General features: G+C 52.0%; 12 protein-coding genes and 4 pseudogenes. 2 read left to right on the top strand and 14 right to left on the bottom strand.

Features of this window, described 5'->3' with window-relative positions; translation table 11 throughout:
• Window positions 1-2 precede the first annotated feature (2 nt).
• The 4 genes from prmC to rpmE all read right to left on the bottom strand — a co-directional run bounded on the left by prmC (window position 3) and on the right by rpmE (window position 3,334).
• Window positions 3-869: a peptide chain release factor N(5)-glutamine methyltransferase gene (prmC, locus tag ACRTGH_RS05705; protein ID WP_368847584.1), complete on the bottom strand. Its 867-nt coding sequence runs from the start codon at window positions 867-869 to the stop codon at window positions 3-5.
• A 1-nt stretch (window position 870) separates the two neighbouring features.
• Window positions 871-1,938 carry a peptide chain release factor 1 gene (gene prfA / locus ACRTGH_RS05700; RefSeq protein ID WP_368847583.1) on the bottom strand — a complete coding sequence of 356 codons (1,068 nt, stop codon included), beginning with the start codon at window positions 1,936-1,938 and terminating at the stop codon, window positions 871-873.
• A 46-nt stretch (window positions 1,939-1,984) separates the two neighbouring features.
• Window positions 1,985-3,001: a DUF1385 domain-containing protein gene (locus tag ACRTGH_RS05695; protein ID WP_368847677.1), complete on the bottom strand. Its 1,017-nt coding sequence runs from the start codon at window positions 2,999-3,001 to the stop codon at window positions 1,985-1,987.
• A 132-nt stretch (window positions 3,002-3,133) separates the two neighbouring features.
• Window positions 3,134-3,334 carry a 50S ribosomal protein L31 gene (gene rpmE / locus ACRTGH_RS05690; RefSeq protein WP_368847582.1) on the bottom strand — a complete coding sequence of 67 codons (201 nt, stop codon included), beginning with the start codon at window positions 3,332-3,334 and terminating at the stop codon, window positions 3,134-3,136.
• A gap of 307 nt (window positions 3,335-3,641) precedes the next feature.
• Between rpmE and clpX the strand changes: the two genes are divergently transcribed.
• A complete protein-coding gene (gene clpX / locus ACRTGH_RS05685; protein ID WP_368847581.1) occupies window positions 3,642-4,934 on the top strand; it encodes an ATP-dependent Clp protease ATP-binding subunit ClpX in 1,293 nt (430 codons plus the stop codon).
• Between the two features lie 466 nt (window positions 4,935-5,400).
• Here the strand turns inward: clpX and ACRTGH_RS05680 are convergent, their stop codons facing one another.
• From ACRTGH_RS05680 to cas7c, 4 genes and pseudogenes are all read right to left on the bottom strand, one after another.
• Entirely contained in the window at window positions 5,401-5,601 is a 201-nt protein-coding gene (locus ACRTGH_RS05680) for a hypothetical protein (RefSeq protein WP_368847580.1), read from the bottom strand.
• Window positions 5,602-5,924: 323 nt separating this feature from the next.
• Entirely contained in the window at window positions 5,925-6,134 is a 210-nt protein-coding gene (locus ACRTGH_RS05675) for a hypothetical protein (protein WP_368847579.1), read from the bottom strand.
• A 152-nt stretch (window positions 6,135-6,286) separates the two neighbouring features.
• Window positions 6,287-6,637, bottom strand: a complete 351-nt coding sequence (locus ACRTGH_RS05670; protein WP_368847578.1) for a Txe/YoeB family addiction module toxin — start codon at window positions 6,635-6,637, stop codon at window positions 6,287-6,289.
• A 252-nt stretch (window positions 6,638-6,889) separates the two neighbouring features.
• Window positions 6,890-7,540 (bottom strand): annotated as a pseudogene (gene cas7c / locus ACRTGH_RS05665) (type I-C CRISPR-associated protein Cas7/Csd2); the annotation flags it as partial.
• A gap of 184 nt (window positions 7,541-7,724) precedes the next feature.
• Between cas7c and ACRTGH_RS05660 the strand changes: the two are divergent.
• Window positions 7,725-10,043, top strand: a complete 2,319-nt coding sequence (locus ACRTGH_RS05660; RefSeq protein ID WP_368847577.1) for a tetratricopeptide repeat protein — start codon at window positions 7,725-7,727, stop codon at window positions 10,041-10,043.
• A 41-nt stretch (window positions 10,044-10,084) separates the two neighbouring features.
• Here ACRTGH_RS05660 and ACRTGH_RS05655 read toward each other — a convergent pair.
• From ACRTGH_RS05655 to ACRTGH_RS05630, 6 genes and pseudogenes are all read right to left on the bottom strand, one after another.
• Window positions 10,085-10,285, bottom strand: a pseudogene (locus tag ACRTGH_RS05655) (IS256 family transposase); the annotation flags it as partial.
• 160 nt (window positions 10,286-10,445) lie between these two features.
• A pseudogene (locus ACRTGH_RS05650) lies at window positions 10,446-10,604 on the bottom strand (type I-C CRISPR-associated protein Cas7/Csd2); the annotation flags it as partial.
• Window positions 10,605-11,312, bottom strand: a pseudogene (gene cas5c / locus ACRTGH_RS05645) (type I-C CRISPR-associated protein Cas5c); the annotation flags it as partial.
• 12 nt (window positions 11,313-11,324) lie between these two features.
• Window positions 11,325-13,736 carry a CRISPR-associated helicase Cas3' gene (cas3, locus tag ACRTGH_RS05640; RefSeq protein WP_368847576.1) on the bottom strand — a complete coding sequence of 804 codons (2,412 nt, stop codon included), beginning with the start codon at window positions 13,734-13,736 and terminating at the stop codon, window positions 11,325-11,327.
• A gap of 1,250 nt (window positions 13,737-14,986) precedes the next feature.
• Window positions 14,987-15,751 carry a hypothetical protein gene (locus ACRTGH_RS05635; protein WP_438474790.1) on the bottom strand — a complete coding sequence of 255 codons (765 nt, stop codon included), beginning with the start codon at window positions 15,749-15,751 and terminating at the stop codon, window positions 14,987-14,989.
• 341 nt (window positions 15,752-16,092) lie between these two features.
• Entirely contained in the window at window positions 16,093-17,355 is a 1,263-nt protein-coding gene (locus ACRTGH_RS05630; RefSeq protein ID WP_368847574.1) for a hypothetical protein, read from the bottom strand.
• Window positions 17,356-17,397 lie beyond the last annotated feature (42 nt).

Below are 17,397 nucleotides of genomic sequence, written 5' to 3'. Positions count from 1 at the left end.
CTTTATGCCTTCCAGAGCACGACGACGCGCTCGATACCTGCGAGATCCGGCAGAATCTCAACCCTGCCCCAACCCGTTCCGGCCATGGCACGGATCCGCTGCGCCTGCCCGATGCCGGCTTCCACGGCGAGGAAGCCGCCTGCCTGCAGGCAGCGCGGCGCCTCTTCCAAAAGACGCGCGTAAAACTCCAGGCCCGACGCGCCGCCCCGCAGGGCAAGGAGCGGCTCATAGCCGCGCACATCGGGCGCAAGGCCGTCGATCTCCGCCGCAGGGATGTAGGGCGGATTGGACAGGATCGCCGCATACGCTTCATCTGCAAGCGGTGCGAGCAGATCGCCCCGGTGAAACGTCACGCGCCCGTCCAGCCCCAGAGCCGCGGCATTTCGCTGTGCGACGGAGAGCGCCTCCGGCGAGATATCGACGGCGTCCGCCGAACTCCCCCCGCAGAGGGACAGCACGGAAAGCGCAATCGCGCCCGACCCCGTGCCGATGTCGGCAAAGCGAAGCGGCGCCTGCGCCGTCACCATCGGCAGGCGCTCGGCCGCCGCCTCCACCAGGATCTCCGTATCGGGGCGCGGAATCAAAACCGCGGGTGAAACGGAAAAATCCAGCCCCATGAACTCACGCCGCCCCGTGATATAGGCCACAGGCTTATGCCGCGCCCGCTCCGCGACAGCCTCGCGGAAGCGTGCGAGCTCCGCCTTTTCCAACGGCTCATCGAAATGCACATAGAGGTGAATGCGTTCCCTGCCCAGCACATGCGAAAGCAGCACCTCGGCGTCAAGGCGCGGCGTTTCCACTCCCTTTTTGCCGAAGTACTGCTCCGTCCACCGCAAAATACTGCCGATTGTCCAGATCTTCTCCGTCATATCACTGAGCCCTTCTCAGCTTCTCGGCCTGATCGGCCGTGATCAGAGCGTGCAGAAGCTCCTCGATGTCGCCGTCGAGCACGCTCGCCAATTTATGCAGGGTCAGCCCGATGCGGTGATCGGTCACGCGTCCCTGCGGAAAATTATAGGTGCGTATGCGCTCGCTTCGGTCGCCCGAGCCGACCTGGCTCCTGCGGTCGGCAGCGACAGCCGCATCCTGCTCCTCACGCGCCTTCTCAAGAATTCGCGCGCGCAGGACACGCATCGCCTTTTCCTTGTTCTTGAGCTGCGACTTCTCATCCTGGCACTGCACGACGATTCCCGTAGGCAAATGCGTGATGCGGATCGCCGTCTCCGTGCGGTTGACATACTGGCCGCCCGCCCCTGAAGCGCAGTAGGTATCAATGCGCAGATCCTGCGGCGCGATATCGACCTCGACGTCCTCGGCCTCAGGCAGCACGGCGACCGTCACAGCCGACGTGTGGATGCGCCCGCCCGATTCCGTGACAGGCACGCGCTGCACGCGATGCGTGCCGCTCTCGTACTTCAGACAGCTGAACGCGCCTGCGCCGTCCACGGAAAAGGAAATCTCCTTGAAGCCGCCGATCTCCGTCGCATTGCGCTCGATCACATCGACCTTCCAGCCGCGCCGCTCGGCGTAGCGCGCGTACATGCGGAAGAGGTCGCCCGCAAAGAGCGCCGCCTCCTCACCGCCGACGCCGCCGCGAATCTCCATGATCACATTCTTTTCGTCGTTCGGATCCTTCGGCAGCAGGAGAATCGGCAGTTCCCGCTCCAATGCCTCCTGCCGGGGGCGCAGCTCAGCAATCTCATCCTCCGCGAGACGCCGCATATCATCGTCGGGATTTTCGGCAAAAATGGCCTTCGCCTCCGCCAGTCCCTCGCACACGCTCTTATACTCGCGGTACTTCTCCACGATGGGGGCAAGCTGGGCATGCTCCCGGCTCAGACGCTGCCACTTTTCCATATCGGCCAGCACCGACGGATCGCTGATCAGAGATTCCAGCTCACGGTATTTATCCTCTACGGCCTGGAGCTTATCCAGCACAGCCTGTCACCCTCCTTACAAACACGCCGCTCGCTGCAGCGCCGCCTCATCTTCCGTCCGCCGCCAGGGCCGCCTTTGAATCCCTGCCCTGCGCCTCCTCGACTTGCGCCGCCGCTGCAGGAATCTCCTCCGCGGCATCCGCCGCACTGTCCGCCGCGTCTTCCGTCCCGGCGCCCTTTTCCACATCCGCAAGGTAATTGCCGCTGCCTGCCGGAATCTTGTCCTCGGGCAGAGAAGCCTTGAGCGACTCGATGGCCACCTCAAGCATCGAATCATCCGGCTCGCGCGTCGTCAGGCGCTGCAGCCAAAGACCGGGCAGAGAAAACGCCCGCACAAAAGCATTCTGGCTGCGCCCCGCCAGGCGGATCGCCTCGAAGGAAATGCCCGCGACGACAGGCAGGAGCACAATGCGGCTCGTAATCCTGAGCCAGAGATCCGGCCAGCCGAGAAATGCGAACACAAAGATGGAAACGAGCATGACGATCAGGAGGAACGACGTGCCACAGCGCGGATGGAAGCGCGAGAATTGCCGTGCGTTTTCCGACGTCAACGGCAGCCCTGCCTCAAAGCAGAAGATCGTCTTATGCTCCGCTCCATGATACTGAAACACGCGCTGGATGTCCTTCATGCGCGAAATGCCCCAGATATAAGCAAAAAAGATAAACAGGCGCAGGAACCCCTCCGCGAGATTCAAAAAAATCGGATCGTCCGACCACGTGTGGAAGAGCTTCGCCGCACCCGTCGGCAAAGCGATGAAGAGTACAGCGGCCAGCACGAACGCCAGGGCGATCGTACCCGCAAGCTCCCTGTCGGAAAGCTGCTCCTCCTCCTCGCCCGCCATCTTCGCCGACCACGAGAGGGAGCGTATGCCGATGACAAGCGACTCGATCAGCGAAACCGTACCCCTGAGGAACGGTTTCTTGAAAATCGGGAAGCGATCGGCAAACGACTGCACCGCCTTCGACTCGACAGAAATCGTGCCGTCCGGCAGGCGCACCGCCGTAGCCGTGCGGCCGGGAGCGCGCATCATCACGCCCTCGATGACAGCCTGTCCGCCCACCATCAGTTTTTCCTTCAAAGCCTTTCCTCCTCTGTGCATATCTGCTGCGCCGCCAAAAGCACAGCCGCAGCAGCAAACCATCGCGCCGTCGGCCGCAAACAAAAGAGGCAGGGCATCTCTGCCCCGCCCCAGCCCTTACTGCTTGCCGTAGCGCTTATTGAATTTCTCGATACGGCCGCCGGCAGCGATATCGCGCTGACGACCCGTGAAGAACGGATGGCACTTCGAGCAGACATCGACGCGGAGCTCCTTCTTCGTCGAACCCGTCGTGAACTTGTTGCCGCAGCCGCAAGTCACCGTCGTCTCGAAGAATTCCGGATGGATTCCTTCCTTCATTCTATACACCTCACTTCTCCCCAGATTGGGTAATACTTACAAACACCCTCTGCGGGCATTTGGTCCGACCTTCTCCCATCGCTGGGTCAAAGCCTTTTTCCTGCTTCGCGAAATGCGGACCTGCCGCCTTTCCGCAGGCAGTCTCCTGCCGTTTCATCATTATAGCACAGGCCGCCATGCGCCGCAAGGGGAAATCCGCTCTTGAAAAATCTCCCTGTTTCGCGCATAATTAGGAGGATAGGCTTTTTCACAAAAAGCCCTCGTCGTTTTTTCCGGACCGCACAAACATCGAAAAGGAAGGTACCACATGGCCGAACAGGAACCCATCAAACATACATGCAGCTTCTGCAAGCGCAAGATCACCGTCCACAACCAATACGATATGCCGATCTTCGACCCGAACACGGGCTTTGCTATCTGCAAGAACTGCGTCAAGGACATATACAATTTCATTGAAGAGCACGAAGATGCAAACGCGGAAAAAGAAAAGCAGGACTTCGCCAACCAGCTTGACGACATCCTGAAAAAGAACAAGCCGCATATCATCAAGGCTTATCTCGACGAATACATCATCAATCAGGACCGCGCCAAAAAGATTCTCTCCGTCGCCGTCTACAACCACTACAAACGCATGAAATACGGCTACATGAACGAAGACGGAACGGACATCGAGAAATCCAACGTCATCATGCTCGGTCCCTCAGGCTGCGGCAAGACGGCGCTCCTCTCGCACCTCTCACGCCTGCTCGACATCCCGTTCGCCGTGACGGACGCCTCAAGCCTCACCGAAGCCGGCTTCGTCGGCGCCGATGTGGAAGTCGCCGTACGAAACCTCTACTATGCGGCAGACAAGGACATTGAAAAAGCCGAGCACGGCATCATCTACCTCGACGAATTCGACAAAATCGCCAGAAAATCCGGCGCGAACAACTCCATCACCGCCGATCCCGGCCACGAGGGCGTGCAGCAGGCGCTCCTCAAAATGCTCGAAGGATCCGTCGTCGAATTCACGGCACGCGGCCAGCGCCGCCACCCCGAAGCGCCGACGATCAAAGTTGACACGACGAACATCCTCTTCATCGTCGGCGGCGCTTTCGTCGGCATCGAAGACGTCATTGCCAAGCGGCTCAAAAAAGATGCGGCGGGCATCGGCTTCGGCGCGCCAGTCGAAGGCAAGGAAAAGGACGCGGCCAAGCGCTTCGATGAACTCATACACAAAGTGCGTCCCGAAGACCTCATGCAGTACGGCATCATCCCCGAAATCATCGGGCGCCTGCCCATCATCTGCACACTCGAAACGCTCTCCGAGGACGACCTCCTGCGCATCCTCACCGAGCCGAAGGACGCGCCCGTCAAGCAGTACGAAAAGCTCCTCGCCATGGACAACGTGGAACTCGTCTTCGAAGAAACCGCTCTCCGCGCCGTCGCCAAAAAAGCAATCGAGCGCAAGACCGGCGCCAGAAGCCTCAAAGGCATCATCGAAGACACCATGCTCGACGTGATGTTTGAAATCCCCCGCTCCGACGAACACCGCCGCGTCACGATCACGAAAGAATGCCTGGAAAAAGACGAGGAGCCGAAAATCGAAATGCTGGGCTAAGCCGCATATCGCGACTGCCCCCATCTTTACCTTTTGAAAATCCTTGCTACAATGAACGCAGAGAAAGCTCTGTTCCATGCAGTGGCCGCGGGAAAGCCGTTCCCGTAGGACTGCATCCATGCAGAGCTTTCTTTTTTCTATTTCCGGTTCCGCTTGCCGAGATCCCTTTCATACGGTATACTGGAAGTGAAAGAGAATACCTGGTGGTTATGGCGTGGTTGTCGTTCGCTTCAGCGACACGGCCGGGGACACCTATATACCGACGCACGCCAGCTTCTCTTTTTCAAGGGCATTCCCTCCGTGTGGCTTGGAGTTTAAAAACTTGGCAGCGGCTTGAAGGGGAATGTCCTTTATTTCGTCTTCCGTAAGGCTCTCATGCACATGAAGCTTGCCCCATGATGCTGCATCCTTTGCTTCTGTCGATGGCTCAACATGAGCGAGGCGGAGCAGGCGCACCAACCGTGAGCTACTTTCCGAAAGCATCCTCGAATCCGTTGTGAGATGCTTTCCGACGCTTGAAAAACGCCTGGACGTCAAACGGCACGGACAAGAGGCGAAAGAGGAAGGCGACCAACGTCAGAACCGACTCGAACGCCATGACAGCGAATGCGACGAACGCAACGACCGCGACAGCGATGAGCAGGATGGCAATGAAATAGGTCAGCACTTGAATCACTCTCCTTGTCGTATATCTCTAAATCCATTATATCAAAAGAACAGAAGGTTTGCGTGACGGCAGGAAAATATTTGCCGCCTCCTTCGCGATTGACGCTATGATGAATGCGACTTCGGTTCGCAATGAATCGAACGTCTGCCGCAATGCAGCAATCAAACGAGACATATTGGCAATAAATCCCTCATCGTTTCTCGTCCCTGAAATGTCGTTGTATCCAATCTCTGCATCGCATCACCCCTTTTCATGGTTTTTGGGCATAAGAAAAGCACCTTGCATTTTTTGCAACGTGCTTTTCTGTATTTTCTGCTACCTGCCTAAATCAGCTCATCAGGATCATGCCCTTCATACTTTTTCTCGATCTCGGCAAGTTTCTCTTGGTAGCGTTCCTCTGTGATATGCCCTTTTTCAAGCATGAATTTCGCTAGTCTGAGAGCCTCGTTCTTCGACCCTCCAACATACTCTCCTCGAACCGCTCCCGGCGAATCATGCCAACGTCGATCTGTAAAAAGCCCTTTCTTAGTCATCAGGCATCTCCTCTAAATAGATGTAATACTGTCCAGCAACACGTTGAATCGCCTTGACTTTAAATCGACGATTTCCAAATTCTTCCCTAGTCATACCACAGCGTCTCCCTTTGTTCGAACTCAATATTCTGTTTCTTCTAGGATTGCCGTTTCTAAAACTCGTACTGTGTCCACATGCGGATAATCTTGACGGTCTTTTCTTCCTCCAAAACTTCGTACACCAAGCGATGCTGTATATTCAGCCGCCTTGAATATGCACCTTGCAAACTGCCGCGCAGCTTCTCATAAGGCGGTGGATTCTGAAAAGGGTTCGCTTCAAGAATCTTGATAAGCGCCTGCGCTTTCTTCGCCAAATGCGTGAATTTCAATCCGTCGTGCCTCGCAAGAGGCACGACTTGTGCAGAAAGAGCGGCTTCTACGCGGCAACTGATTTCAATCCACGTGCCTCGCAAGAGGCACGACACGATGAGGCGCAGGCGTATGAGCGCATTGCGCAATTTCAATCCACGTGCCTCTTGTGAGGCACGACATCCCGTTCTAATGCTCATGACGGGCACGCTCGCATTTCAATCCACGTGCCTCTTGCGAGGCACGACGCCGTTGTTTGCAATAGAGGAAATATGCGTCTCGCGCGCCTTTTTTCGCGAAGCTCGTTTTCCTGCAGTATTCAAGCAACGATTCAGGGGCGGATTTCATCCGTGTGATCGACGTTCGCACGAATGAAATCCGTCCCTTTTTCCTGTTCTTTCCATTCCCTAGAATAGAGTTTCCTGCCCTTCTTGTTGTTCCGCCAAAGCGCTGTCCACATACGTTTCGATATGAAGTCCCTCGATCGCGTAGAGCGCACTGTCGTCGATCACATAGTCTTCCCAGTGCTTCGGCACATCCACGCCTTCTTTTTTTCGCACTGCAACGCTTCGATGCACCTTTGCGCTCGATGCTTTGCCAGTCTTACTGTCGTGCTCGATCCAGTAGAACAGGCTCAGCTCCATGCTGCCCTCGGGGCGCGCAGACGAGGCGTCGTTTTCAAAGATCGTGCAAAGCGCCTTTTTGACCTTCCTTGCATCATCCTCACTGAATCCTGTTTGCTCCGCCAGCTGCACGTTGATGCTGCCCTGGAACTTGTAGACGCCGAAATCCACGCGATACTTCATGCCCATCGTATCCGAACCCTTCTTGTCGCCCGGCTCATTGTTGACGCTCTTCGTGATCTGCACTCCCGTGACGGCAACGGGATCGAGACTGACCGCCGTATGAATGCTCACGGGACCGCGCACGCCGACAGAAACAGCATCGATACCTTTCTTTTTGTCTTCCTTGAATGCCAAGACCTGACCGAATGTCCGCACATCGATCCATTCTTTGCATGCCGCTTCTCTAAACGACTGCGTGCGCCCTGCCTCTCTGAGAGGGCAGTATTTTATGAACTTGTGAATCGATTAATATTGGACAAATGTTTTACAAAGCGTTACAATGAGGGCATAATTTGATTTTGCGAATGTTTGGTAGTATGTCAAGTTGTTTTTATTGGATTGCCACAAAAAACTGCAAAAATGAGAGAGTCTTGAAGAAAAATAGGGAGGTTTACACATGGAAATCCAGATTGATCGGAAGAATTTGTTTAAAGAAAAAATGTTATCCGGAATCAATTTATTTACGGGTGCAGGGTTTTCTTGTTTGCCGAATGCTGAAGGACATAAACTTCCCGTTGCAGCAGAATTATGCCGTGAGATGTGCGAAAAATTTGATTTGTCATATGAAAATTTTGGGGATGACCTTGAAATAATTAGTACTCTGGTGGATGGACCTGAATTTCAAGAGTATTTGCGCAATAAGTTTAAGGTCGAAACCATAAATATGAAGTATTTACTTCTTAACAGGTTATCTATTAAATCGTTTATTACAACAAATATTGATAATATCCCTCACTTAATAACAGAAGGAGGAAACCGATATTATTTGAAAAGTATCACTTATTATGGCGCGAATCGTGAGGAACAGGCCGAATTGTGTTATATTCCATTGCATGGCGAAGTCATGAATCGAGAGAAACCGTTGTTCTTTAAGAAATTTGACTTGGCAACTGTAGATCAAGCAAATAGTGATCTTTTTCAACAAGCAATTCAAAAGATACGAGATACACCTACGTTTTTCTGGGGCTATGGTTTTCATGATGCAGGTGTACTGAGAATTGTAAAAAAAATATTGGAGTACTCTTCTCATGATATATGGGTGCAATGTAGAACGGAGGATGAAAAGCAAATTGCTGTATTTAGGGCATTGGGGTGTAATATAGTTGTTGGAAATACGGAGCAAATTTTTGATTGGATTGATGAGAATATACCTGTTCTTGAAAGTGAAGAGGATGCAGATAATGTTGCGCTTTATCAAAAAAATAATCTAGAACCCTATTTTATACCTACTATTCATCAGGTTCCTGCAGTTCAATCAAAAGATTACTTTATCAAAGGGATAACACAATGGTACTCGATTTTGTCCAATCAAGCAATTGAATTAGATATAGTTAATGATGTATATAATGAATATATTTCAAGCAAGAATACTATTATCATTGGGACTCATTTTTCTGGGAAAACTACGATATTAATGCAATTAGCGCTTAAAATAAACAGCTTGAATAAAATTTTCGTCACGAATTTAACTGTTGAAAAAAGCATGTTCATAATTAACAACGTAAAGGGATTAAAGGTAACAATATTTATCGATAATTGCGAAATGGATATGTTGGCCTATAAGATGCTTGCTCAAACAGAAGATATACGTACTATTGCAACAGCGACCGATTATACATTCGAGATATCGAAACATTTGCTGGAGAACGTTGATTTTAAACAAATGTTTATAAAGGACTTTACCGATGAACAAGCACGCAGATTCTATAATAGAATTGATGGGGATATAAGGCAGTCAAATTTTCAATATAAAGATTCTGATGATGAAAGGTTCTCAATATTGGAGATGATGCTCAAGAATGTAAGAGGATCACTAAAACATAATAGAGTGGCAACTTTATTGATCAAGGTTTTAGATGCAAGTAAACGTGCTTTTTCGGCGGTGTCGCTTGCAGTATATTTATCTGAAAATCGATCAGCATTGTCAACGGATATCTTATTCTCATTTTTTGACTGTAAATCGTATGAAGAAACTCGTCAATATGTTAATGAGGCAAATGGTTTACTGAGAGAAATGGATGTATCCGTTGAGCGTTTTGATGATGATCAAGATTATTATGATATTCGGTCTAAACTTTTCCTGCATCATGCAAAGAAAGCCTTAACCAAAGTACCCGAATTAAAAGATGCATACAGTGTAGTAATATATAAATTTTTAAGAAAGATATCTCCTTATAAGATATACCAATATAATCTGTTTCGACGTAGTGCTTATGATGCAAAATTCTATCATATACTTTTCGGGAAGCGAGCTAATGAAATCTATAAAGCCCTATATGAATATGATCATAGTCCGTATACTTTACAGCAATGGGCACTGTGCAGTGCTTATTTAAAGAATTTTAAAGAGGCTTTTGCGTTGATTGATAAGGCGCAACGGCAGAAACCAAATAATTTTAGCATGAAGAATACGGGGGCAATCATTTTGTTTGAAGCAAATAGAGAGGATGTAACTGAAACGGGGCGTAGAAAAAGGATAGAGGCGATTGACATTTTAGAAAAGTGTTATTCGCATGATAAACGTAAAATTTATCATGCGAATAAATTTGCAGAATTTGCAATTGATGTTGCAAATTCTGATAGTAACTACGACTATATAGAAAAGGCCATCAAGTGGCTTATGGAAATAATTGACCGTGAAGAGAATCAGCGTGTGAAATGCCACCTGAAAAAATTACAGGCTATCCAGAAGACTAGATGTGACCTCAACTTTTGATCTCCATGGGTGTGTCAAGTAGTTTGTGTAAATGGGGTTTTTCAGCAGGCCTTGTCATAGCACTCGATCAATTTTGCCATGCGCTCATCCATCAACAACTGGCTGCGTACGAGTGCCCAGTTTGGTATCTTGCGACCACCTCATTTCTCATAGAGCTCCCATACCCGCAAATATAGCAGCTTGAACACCGTATCCTCGTTGGGGAACGAACCTTTCTTCGTGACCTTGCGAAAGCTGGAATTTGTAAATGCTAACTCAAACTTCGCACATCAAAAACACTCGTCAAGGCTTGAAAAATACGGCATTGTAGCTAAAAAAATAGATTCGTTATGCACATTTTCGCAGTTTTTTTGACACCAGCGACGGCAACTCGGATAAGAAACCTTCCAACTGTGCCTGTACCTTTTTCACTTTCATTTCCATGAACTTCTTCGTCTCAGGATTCCCCTCGACACGCGAGCGGATGCAGTCAAACTCATCATCGGTGCGGTCATCGGACTGTACGAGAATCTTCTCGCCCGCATCCTGCAAGCGATTGCGGATCTTGCGCTTGAGGCATACCCCTCCTTTCCATTCCGCCGCCTCGTCCTCGATCAAGCGGATGTCCTCCAAGGTGAAGCGCTTGCCCTGCGCCTCGCGGATCTTGCGCACGAGCGTGCACTCCTCGGGGCGCAGGAAGCGGATGACACCGCCCTTCATCTCAGGCTGCCAAAATCTGACTCGCAGCAGATCCTCGCCCGTCTCATCGGGATAGTCGAAGCCGTGCAGCATCGTGCCGAGCGGCATCTCGCCTGCGCCGTCGTAGTAACCCTCGCCATCCCCGTACTTGACCGGCTCCACATAGCCCTGGCACTCGCGCGTGCCGAGAAAGATATCACGCCGCCCGCCGCGCTCCACCATGCGCTTCGCCATATTATGATGCTTGTTCTCGTTTCGATCCTTGGCAAGATCCGGACGGTGCAGATTGAACTCGAAATGCGCACGAACCTGGTAGCAGACATCGCTCAGGTATTTGTAGAACGCGAGATCATTACCCTTGCCGTAGTTCAAAGGACGAACGCCGCGCGCCTGCGTGACGATCCGGTTCATCACGCGCACCTCGTCAACGATCCAGAAAATAGTAGGCTTCCAGTAGACGCTCTCCGTGATTCCTTTCAGCGCCTGATACGTCGGTACGGCATACGAGGAGCGTTCCCCGCCGATCTTCGTGATCGGATCGGTGAAGAGCGCCATCCTGCCGTAGACTTGGAACTCGATCACGTTTCGCATCATATCACCCCTTCACATCATGTAGTATGTGGTTTCCTGCTCCAACTGCACGCCGAAATCTTCCCGGTAATACGGTTCGTGCAAGACAAACACGCCGCTCTCCGTCTGCCGCACCGCCCCTTGGGTTTCGAGCGTCTCCATCTCATGGCGAAAGAGGTTCACCATATACTGCTGCGCCCGCCTCGCAGCCTGATAAAAGAGCTTCTTGTCCACCGCCTTTTTATCAAAAGCTGCCATCAAATCCTTCCCCTCCGCATAGGGCACGAGCACGCTCTCCGTATACGAATCGATGACCTCAAATGCCTGCCCTGCATCCCGAAACGCCTGCATGAATAAAAAAACGGGCTCGCCTCTCTCCTCTCGAACCTGCTGGCCTGCGCCATTCGCGCTCAGGAGGTCGAATAGGGTATAGCGCTTGTCGAGCGGATAGCGCAGTTCCCGCGGCATGCGTCCCTGATAGAATTTAAGAAAATACTCCTTCATGACCTCCGGCGACAGGATGGCATCCGCCTCATTCTTGTGCAGCAGAATCCGAGCGATTTTCTTGCCCTCGCGTATATCTTCCAAATGCAGAAGGCCTTCATCGGCAAATTCCACAATGCGCACGAGCCCTTGCGTACCGTCTCCGTGGCGATTGCAGCGCCCCGCTGCCTGTGCGATCGACGAGAAGCCTGCCAACGCACGATAAACCACGGGAAACGACACATCGACTCCCGCCTCGATGAGCTGCGTGCTGATGCAAATGAGCCGCTTTTCCGGCTCCTCTCTGTGCCGTGCAAGCTCCGCACGCACCTCATCCAAGACTCTCTTTCTATGCGCCGGGCACATCTTCGTACTCAGATGAACCACCTGCGTTTCATGCTCTGCGGACGAAGCCTCACGAAGCACAGCCTGATAAAGCTCCCGCGCCTGTTTCGTGAGGTTCACGATGGCGAGTACATCGCCGCGTTCTTCAGCACTCTCTAAGATCTCGGCGGCAATTTCATCAACAGAAGATCCCCCATCGCGGCAGCAGTTCTCGATATGAACGCGCCGAAATCCCTCGAACACTGCCGCCGCATCCGTCGTCAGTTCCGCTTTGCCGCCAAGCGCCAGCGGGCACTCCATTCGCTCCAACGGCGGCTGTGTAGCCGTGCACAAGACAGCGGTGACGCGGCAAAATTCTTGCAGAAAATTCATCGCCGCATTAAAGAGATGCGTGCAGCGCACGGGCAGCGTCTGGATCTCGTCAAAGATGAGGATGCTGTCCTCCAACGCATGCAGCCGCCGCATAGAGCTGCCGTCACCTGCAAAAAGCGCATTGAGGAACTGCACCTGCGTCGTGAAAATCACCGGCACATCCCAGCGCTCCGTCAAAAGACGACGCCAGTCCATGCTCTCGCTGTCTTCCCCTGCAATATCTTCCGGCAGCACATTGGAATGATGCTCCAAGATGGCTTCATCGCGCCCAAATATATCGCGAATCTCCTTGGCATTCTGCTCAATGATCGAAGTATAGGGAATCACGAAGATGATTCTTTTCTTTCCATACAACTGTGCATGGCGCAGCGCGAACCGCATGCCGGCAAGTGTCTTGCCGCCGCCCGTCGGCACGGAAAGCTTGTAGGTTCCCGGAGTGTTTTGCGCTGCCCTCAGACAATCGTCGCTGATCTTCTGCCGAAGCCCGGCAATCTTCTTCGCCGTCTCCTTCTGCGGCATAGGAAAACTCTTGAGCTTCTTTTCTAAATTTACGGAAAACTCATCCCACAGCATCTCCGTATGCCACTCTTGCGTCCATCGTACATCCAGCTCAAACTCGGCGCTGTCCAAGCGATCGGCATCGACCAACATGCTGAACAGAAGCTTGTGCACCATGCCCCAGGCAAAGTGATAATTCTCCGTCTCCTCCGATGCGCAGGACTCAATTCTCGCATCGAGCGCAGAAAACTCAACGACCGCCTCCGCAAAAAGACGATCGAGCGCCTCTTCTCCGATGACCTCGCGGTAATAATAGGCGAGATCAACGCGCTCCAACAAGCCCTCTTTCTCCACGCGCCGCAGGAAATCGGCACAGCCTTTCTTGTCGACATAATTCATCAGTCCCGAATGATGCGAAAAGATCACGAGCGCTGCCATATCCGCCGCAAGCTGCCCCTCTTCCGAGTGCACACCATACCGCCGCAGCAGCTGCCCGCCTGCCGAGGCATGGTCGACTGTGCCTCGACGGCTATGGTCGTCCGGATTCTGGCGGCAGTAAGCAAGATAATCTGCAAACTCCCGCGTGCACTTGCCGAGATCGTGCAACAGACCGATCAGGCGCGCTGTTGCCGAAAGCCCAATTCCTGCGGCAAACTCCGCCATAAGATCCCCCACACGCCGAAGATGCTCGGGTACCGTCTGCTCCGCCGAGCCATCGCGCCGGACATGTGCAAGATAGTGCTTCAATGCTGCTCCCTCCTCCCCTGTTGCTTTTTTAGCGACACAGCCATTGCATCATACTACGCCAAACGTGAAGGCATTTAGCGTAAAGCCTCAAGATGACAAGCCGCCGGCACAAACCGATGGGTTAGGTTTCTGTAAGGGCGCCGCACAATGTCCGAAAAGTGGACGTTTGTGCATGTGACTTATATTATTTCGACACAAGAAAGCCGTCCTCCTCCTCACACTTGCTTTCATATAGCTTTTTGTTTCGCTGCATTGACATCCTTCCGTCCTTGTGGTATATTGTGTCTAGATGAAGGTGTCGATTTCTCTCCCCCTGTTTGTAGATCAGGATTTGCAGAGAAATTGATGCCTTTTCTATTTTCTCTGTACGCCTTAGAGCATAATCATCATGCAGGTATAAACTTTCCCCGGCGCACGGCCCATACGAAATCAGATTGACATCCCCGGACTCCCCTGGTATCATGGGAAATGAAAGAGGCTGAATGACCGAAGGCGTTAGGCTGTCGGCGGTTTCATCCGTCCGGCTGGGGTGACCTGTAAGCATGGACGCGGCATTGCCTCTTGAAGGACTGTCTCGTTAGAGGAGCATCATGACTCCCGGCCGTTCCCTTGCGGGATTCGACCCAGCGTGCAGTCCTTTTTCTGTCGAAAACTTCCTCTTGTATTCATCAGCCAATTCTGCTATTCTGAGCATAGAAGGCTCGGCAGTGGCAGAGGACCGTTTTACGGCAGACCTTGGCAACGTACCTGCCGGGTCTTCTCATTCCAGCATCATCCGCGATCTGCCCCGGCATTTGTCGCTTCCTCTCTGAATTAGCAACGGCCGCATCCACTGCGGCAAAACGTCTCCATGCGTTGACATGCCTTCATCCTTATGGTATAGTCGAGATCAATAGAAGGTGTCGCTCTGTCACTACCTGTTTGCAGATCAGGATTTGTGACAGAATCGGCACCTTTTTTGATTTGCCTCTATCAATTTTCCAGTCATGGATCGCAGCAGAGAGACGGATTCATGCATTCGCATACCACAAAACGGAAATCATACGCTTTTTCGTCCACATTGCGCGTAGGATCGATCGCCACCCTTTGTCTCGCGGCTCCCGCCAATAACCTTGACTTTTTCAAAATAACCTGCAATAATCGACTTGGAAGCTTGGAGTGCGCCTCCTTTAGTGGAGGTCTTGAACGCACATCCGAGCTTCTTTTCCTTCCGTGCTTCGCGGTCTCGGTTCATCGTTCTCATCGAAACCTTATAAACAATCCTTGACAACAGATAGACCGCCTGCTAACCTATGATCAAGAAAGGGTGTTTTTCTTCCTTCGCCCGGGTCAATAACCCGGATACGTTGGGAGGAAACACCTTTCTCATTTTCTTTTCTCTCGGATGGATGTTCGTCGGAAACATCCTTCAAGTCCGAGGGCTTTTTTAGTTGCATAGAAAAAGGCTGAATTGCATCTTTAATGTCCCCCGTAATGTCTTCTTGTTTTTTTCCGTCATAGATAATCGTTAAGCTGTTAGAAAGTTTTTTTCTATAACCCTCCGCCACCTCTCTTCTCTGCGCGAAGTACAGCCCCCATCCATGCACCTGCGCACCTTCGCCCGTGCCGACATAGCCCAAGTCAAACTTGTCAAAATCCGCCGCCGAGCCGACCCACGCACGCTGATGAAAAGATTCTGCTTTATCAATAACAGAGCGCAGCGGCTCACCATTTTCATCCACCATCTTGGAAACAGTATTGTCTTTATTTAAAAAATCTGTTAAAATGGACTTGTAAAGGACATTCCCCCCGTGTGGCTTGGAGTTTAAGCTCTGAGCAACGGTCTGAAAGGAATTGTCCTTTATTTCGTCTTCCGTAAAGACCTCATGCACATAGAGCTTGTTGCTGTTCATATCCCGCCTCACGCGGCAAAATACAACCTGTCTTTCCCCTTGATACATCATCGGATAGCAGAAATATCCATTGTAAAGGACTGCCCCACCGAAGTCTTGCGCCTCACCAATGAAAGCTGCCACCTTCATTCCATCAGGCAAAGATGTGATTGCATCCAGTTTTTTTGTGAAAACCTATGGCCCAGTGAATCCTTGATGCTCGCGCGATTGATTTCCACAGTGCCGAACCGCGTACTGACCTGCACGGGCAAATGTTGCTCCGCCCATTGGAACGCCGCCTCCATCGCAGTGACGCCTTCAGTCTTTACAATTTGTCCCTCGGCAACCTCGACGGGTTCGGTATGTAAATATTTCTGCTTTTCCGCTTCCGCTTCCCCAATCCCCGAACCACGCCTTAAACGCCGGCGTGCGCACCGTGAGCCACTGATCTTCCGTCAGATTCGTCGTCTCGCCGTTCGGCGCTTTCATCCACAGAGCCGTCCCCGCATACTGCGTGCGGACGGCTTCTTTTTCTTTTTCCACGGTGCGCCGATACAGTCCACCCGCTGCATCCCCTCGCGTCCGGCCTGTATGGCAAACGTATGGTAATAATCCAGCGCCGTGAATTTCTTTCCCGTCTTTTCTGCGATCGCCTTGGCATAGATATCCGCATGACGGGCGAAGAGCGTCGCGCCGACCTTCGCTGCACGCGCCACAGCCTTGTTCTTGCTCTTTGCGAGCTTATCGCGGACAATGCGATAGGCCTTTTTCGCCTCCTCGCTCGTGCCCGTAAGCGCCTCCTGTTCCCGCTTTGTCAAAGGGGCAGACTTCGCCTGTACAGATTTTTCCTTGCTTTTCTCCTGTTCCGATAGTATATTAGAGGCAGAAGAAGGAATCTTGTTCTTCCCATGGGCGATCAGAGGGTCAACACCACCATCTTTGTTGGCTTCTCTCGAAAGGGTGCTGTCGGTGGTAACAGCAGACGATGTAGCGCTCCCGTCAAAGAGCAGGGTTCCTTTTATTTTGGGATGATGTGGCATTGCGGAAATGATAAGATAGTATTGTTCCGCCGTTTGCTCAAGTTCCAACTCAATCGGCATAAACCCTTTACTCTCGTCGCCATTACAATAAAGCGCGAAACGATTCGGGCGCTTATCCGTTTGCTGACTGTACACTTGGTTGAAATTCTGAAGGATATGGTTGATGTAATCCATCACGCCATATCCTTTTTGTTGCATTTGGGAAGCGTGTTGGCAAAGGTGGATATAGCCGAGCCCAGGATGCCCCACCTGTAAACGCACAGGAGCAGCCTTTACTATTCCGCCCGTCGCCTCTTCAATCTCCTTTGGAATTTCCCCAAAGTTCCTGCTCCCGTTCGGTTTGATAATAAATTCTTTCGCATCCGCCTCCGAAAGAGGCCTGCCCGATTCCGTCGTATAGCCAGTAGGAAGCCCCAATCCGCCCTTATCGGCGGCTTTTTTCTTTCCCTGCTCCTGGGCAGACTTCACCTCGACTGCCTCGCCCTCGTTTTGGGCAGACTTCGCCTGTACTTCATCGCCCTGTTTTTCGCGAGACTTCGCCTGCACTACTTCGTCATCGTTTGCGCGCTGTGCCGCCGTCTCGCCCTTGAGCGCCATGCTGGCATCTACATTGGCAATCTTTTTCCATGCGTGACGGATCGCGCCTTCTTTGCCTTCCAGAAGGGCTTGCCCCAGAGTACCGACAAGAGGGATATTCCTTGCGCACATCTCCTTGAGCAAATCTCGCCCAAGGTCGCTTTCGCCAAGTCG

Source organism: Selenomonas oralis (assembly GCF_051603425.1).
Classification (GTDB): domain Bacteria; phylum Bacillota; class Negativicutes; order Selenomonadales; family Selenomonadaceae; genus Selenomonas; species Selenomonas sputigena_A.
This window is presented reverse-complemented; position numbering and strand designations above follow the sequence as displayed.